The sequence below is a fragment of the Microvirga sp. jy35 genome (assembly GCF_056148915.1).
Window position 1 is genome coordinate 1 of record NZ_JBWBEW010000091.1, and the last position, 4,379, is coordinate 4,379.

General features: G+C 58.6%; 3 protein-coding genes and 2 pseudogenes. 2 read left to right on the top strand and 3 right to left on the bottom strand.

Annotated features, from left to right (window positions below; all coding sequences use genetic code 11):
* Positions 1-602: 602 nt before the first annotated feature.
* Positions 603-1,301: pseudogene (locus AC0QTX_RS27120) on the bottom strand (IS6 family transposase).
* 189 nt (positions 1,302-1,490) lie between these two features.
* Entirely contained in the window at positions 1,491-2,174 is a 684-nt protein-coding gene (locus AC0QTX_RS27125) for a CYTH domain-containing protein (RefSeq protein ID WP_474606895.1), read from the bottom strand.
* Positions 2,175-2,607: 433 nt separating this feature from the next.
* On the opposite strand from AC0QTX_RS27125, the gene AC0QTX_RS27130 reads away from it, so the two are divergent.
* Both AC0QTX_RS27130 and hfq read left to right on the top strand, forming a co-directional pair.
* Positions 2,608-2,892: a hypothetical protein gene (locus tag AC0QTX_RS27130; RefSeq protein ID WP_474606896.1), complete on the top strand. Its 285-nt coding sequence runs from the start codon at positions 2,608-2,610 to the stop codon at positions 2,890-2,892.
* Positions 2,893-3,016: 124 nt separating this feature from the next.
* Positions 3,017-3,226 (top strand): RNA chaperone Hfq, encoded by a 210-nt coding sequence (gene hfq, locus AC0QTX_RS27135; RefSeq protein WP_474606897.1) that lies wholly within the window; start codon positions 3,017-3,019, stop codon positions 3,224-3,226.
* Between the two features lie 30 nt (positions 3,227-3,256).
* Here hfq and AC0QTX_RS27140 read toward each other — a convergent pair.
* A pseudogene (locus AC0QTX_RS27140) lies at positions 3,257-3,406 on the bottom strand (GlgC family sugar phosphate nucleotidyltransferase); the annotation flags it as partial.
* Positions 3,407-4,379: the final 973 nt, after the last annotated feature.

Genomic DNA, 4,379 nt, shown 5'->3' on the forward strand with positions numbered 1-4,379 from the left:
GCCGGAAGCGATGACAGCAGTAAAGCTGAGCTGTTTCATGGTTCCTGTCCGTCTGGTGATTATGAGAACTCCGGCAAACCCAAACAGTTGCGAGGTCCCGACTAATTGAGATGGGAGGTTCCATTCTGGATGTCCGGCAAAGGGCCTCTGGCGCCTCGGCAATCCTAGGACACGGTGGTGTTCCTTCTCACTGCCGAACCACTGTTGGAACAGTTTCGTCTCCGCTAGCTGGCGGTCTCGAGGGCTCTTACTCTAAACCTGTGCGCCGTAGTGAATAGCTGGAGAATTCCGCAAAGGGCTATGAGTGTAGCTCATGAATGTCTGTGCACCTGAGACCCTGGCGATCCGCTTGGACGAACCCGACGGGATATTCGGACGCGAAGACCGCAGCGCTGTCGCCCCTGCGGGATTGAAATGCCGCCGCTGGCGGAGCCTTTCGCAAAAACACATGAAAGGTCCGCTGAGGGTCAAAGGGTAACGTTAGGTGAACCAAATGAAGGTCCGCTTGTCGCGCCTTTGCAGAAGTTCGCTGTACTTCCGGAAAGGGTTCTGCCGCAACTCTGAAACAGGGACGAGAAAACAGCAGGTGCATCGTGCCGCCCTCATGCGGCGAGCAGGTGAAACTGCTCGGCTAGCGATAGCTGCTGATTGCAGGCATATTTCGCCTGCTGTTTACGCATCATATGGATCAACTCGATGCCACCCAGGATCACGCGGGCACTGTCAGCGGACTTGAAGCCGAGCATCGGACGCACGCGGCGTTTGATGGCGCGGTGATCCTGCTCAATGCGGTTATTGAGATATTGGCTCTGCCTGATCCTGATCGGTTTCAACATGCACCCCGATCCGTCCTGGAGCCGGTTGGTCGCGTCACAGGTGAGAATGGCCTCCCGGTTCGTCTGACTGCCGTCGATCACGATCCTCTCGGGGCGGCCGTGCCGCTTGAGAGCCTTGCTCAGGAACCGTTTGGCAGCAGCCAGATTGCGCCGTTCGCTGAATTAGAACTCGACCGTGTCACCGTTGCTATCGATCGCGCGGTAGAGATACATCCACCGTCTACGGACCTTGATGTACGTTTCGTCGATATGCCACCTGCCAGTGACCGCTCGCTTGCGGCGATTGAACCGCTCCAGCAACTCGGAGGAGTAGCGAACTACCCATCGATGCACCGCCGCATGGTCAACGTAGATGCCCCGCTCGGCCATCATCTCCTCAAGATCGCGTAGGCTGAGATTGTAAGCCAAATACCACCGGACGCAGAGCAGGATCACGGATTTATCGAATTGCCTGCCCTTGAACACTGCGTCCTCCGCCCCCGAACCCAGGGAGGAGTAGCCGAAACTCTGAAACAAAAAGTTTGCGACAGATCCAGAAGATCTCCTATGAGGTTGAGGCGGACCGCCGCTCCGGCAAAGAATCGGCCGTGGATCTGAAGACGGCCTGATCAGGACCGCCTGACCCGCAAGGGCATTGAGCGTTCGTCAGGCGTATCAGCGCTGGCGCGGGCTCAAGGAACGGGCGAGTTCGCGAATGACGCTGTCCTCGATCTCAAGATCATCCTGATCATCCTCGTTTTCCGCTTCAGCCTCAGCTTCAGCCGGTTTCGAAGGAGCAGCAGGCTGAGGAGCCGCGGCTTGCGGCTGATGGGCTCCAAAGCGGCCCTCTAGGACATCGAGCAGGCTGTTGAGCGCCGCGTCTGTGATCTCCACATCAGGTGCTGGCGGCATTCCGTTCAGAGCCATGGTTCGGCTCTGGTAAGCAGGGTCTCCCGTAACCTCGGGGCCAAACCAGGCCAGCGGCTGAAACTTGCGGGCCTGTTTGCCGTGCTCAACTGGGACGGTGAGCAGATCCAGCGATCCTGGCGTGAGGATGCGAAGGAGCATGGCTGTTTGGGAGCCGATGTCGAGGCTGACCTCCAGGTACTCCACCTGTCCGGCGGCGAGCTCAAGCAGAGCCTCGGCCTGGGAGCGAGGAATGCTCGTGGCGTCCTCGACAGGGCCATTCGGATGATTGGAGACCAGGACAAGCCGACCTGTCTCCTCCCCCAGCTGCACGTGGGTGCCCCGATCCGGTCGATCCGGGAAGTAGCCCTGCCGGACAGGGCGGCCTTCCCCCTCCTTCTCGATCAGCCGAGCCAGGGAGGGGGCAAGCAGAAAGACGCGGGCGGTGCTCATCACATATCAGCCTTCCACAACGGGTGCCGCTGGTCGCGCCAGCTGCTTGTCAGGTTACGGTGTGACGATGGGCAGGGAAAGAGAGTTCGTTACCGCCTCAGGCAGGTGCAGGTTAATGGTTGGCAGAGCGCCGCAATCGGCAATCGATAGTCATGCCAGCAGCCGGACAACAGCTTGGTGATAGCCGGACATATGTCCTTCCGCCCGGCTGCTCTGCCCTTGCGCGGCAGCTGGGCTGCATTGGGAGGTGACCCGCACTCTCGTAAACCGAGGCGAACACGCCATCCTGAGGTTTATGCCCTAGAGCTTACTTGGCTTTGTGGCGTGACGTGACCAGTCACTCTGTTGGGAATGCTTTTCAAAGCCGGTGCCTTGTTTCCGCCGCATCCACCAGTACCTTGAAAAGGGTAAGCTCAGAGGTCAGCCCTACCCCATGACGAAGCTCGCCCTTGTCGTTGACGAACGAGAGTTGAGTATCATTCGTGCAGCCCTTCTCCTCCTTCAAGAGCAAGTGGACGCACTTCCGGAAGACCTCGCAGAGATGATCACCACGCACGGACCGCCCATGCCGGCATCCGAGATCGAACAACTCAGCGTTCGCCTTCACGAGACAGCACGACCGATACGAGATCATGCTGAACGGGAGTTGCCCCAAGCAGCAAGAGTTGTTGAGGTGGAGCGGTTTCCCGCAATCCGTATGCCCCATCACGCGGTGTGAGCAGTGCCGATCAACTTGCCTGCGACTGTATTGGTGCCACTGAGCGCTACGAAGGAGCGTCCCTGCGATGACGCTAGAAAGGGGTTCCACCGTGACTGCGCAAAGGACCCCGTTGATCCAGGACATGTTCCTCGATCATCTTCGTGACAGCCGGATAGAGGTAATGATGTTCCTTGTGAACGGGATCAGGCTGCTGGGCCGGATCAGGCGGTTTGACAACTTCACGGTCGAGCTTGTGAGAGATGGTCGCTCCCAAATCATCTACAAGCATGCCATTTCGGCGATCAACCCGGCAGAGCCAGTCCAACTGGCAGGTCCAGGTTCGCTCGTGTAAAGCAGTCTTTCACCAGACCAGGCCTCCTCCTCAGGAGACCTGTTGTTCAAGCCGGTCAAGCATGGTCTGCGTGATTAGGCAGATGCCACTCTCGGTGCGCTGGAAGCGCTGCTCGTCCCAATTAGGATCCTCCCCGACCACCAGCCCCTCCGGAATCCGCAAGCCACGACCAACGATGACCCTTGCCCCTTATCCCTTCTTCACCAATGGAGCCTAGCCAGCGGATTTACAGTCCGCCCCTTCGCAACCCAGGGTGCAAGGATTTGTAGTCCATTGCGTACCCCTAGCGCAGCGGACTGTTAATCCGTTGAGCGGCTGTCCTCATCCGATCTCCTTCCGCTGCGGCAGGCGAACGATCCTGATGTAGGACCATGCAGAGCCAGCTATCATTTGCCAGCCTGGAGATGCGGCGGTTCCTGACTGATGGTCGGGACCAGGCGGGAGGGGCCGGGAAAGCTCAGTTCCCGGCTTCTCCTCTCACTCGATCGGACCGGCGGTTCAGCCCTGGTCTTTCTGTGATGGCTCGCAAGCCCCGAGACCATAGATCTTTCCGAAGGTAGTCGAGATCGGGATGATCCTATGATGACACTCCGGATCGGCTTTCCATCTTGCGATGGCACTCTCCGTGATAAAAACGTCAATCCCCAATCTTGCGACGAAATGGGGACCCCTTCTCTCCGTTCGGTTCACTTCGTGCCAAGAGATCTGCATCTGAGAAAGCTCCCTCGCCGGAGACCAGGAGGGAGCAGGATGCAAGGGAGGAGTGAACGGAAAGTTGCCAAGGGTACAAGGGTCGGCAAGCGGCTCTAGTGTCGGTTTGAACCGAGGCGGATTTGCGCTTGTCGAGGGAAAGTTGCCGCCAGTATTCACGGCCGGGCCGAGGCGCTAGCCGGATCCTGATATACTGAATAGCCGGCGTGGCGTTCCATAAGTCCGCGGGAACACTCTTCGAATACGCAAAATCGCGTTTCATACTGCGGCTTATGCGATCGTAGCTTGCGCATTTCACGTGCATGGGTGCGCCGCAGCATAGGCCATCTGGTTGAATTTTCCCCCGAATGCAGGGCTGGTATGGATTGGGTTCGCTGGAAGGAGAACCCGTTGAGACCCCAAGACCGCGACGAGCTCGCCAAGCGCCGGAAGCTGGAGGCGA

Excerpts from the sequence above, each read along its gene's own strand:
- AC0QTX_RS27125 (WP_474606895.1), bottom strand. The coding sequence starts at position 2,174 with ATGAGCACCGCCCGCGTCTTTCTGCTTGCCCCCTCCCTGGCTCGGCTG.
- AC0QTX_RS27130 (WP_474606896.1), top strand. The coding sequence starts at position 2,608 with ATGACGAAGCTCGCCCTTGTCGTTGACGAACGAGAGTTGAGTATCATT.
- hfq (WP_474606897.1), top strand. The coding sequence starts at position 3,017 with ATGTTCCTCGATCATCTTCGTGACAGCCGGATAGAGGTAATGATGTTC.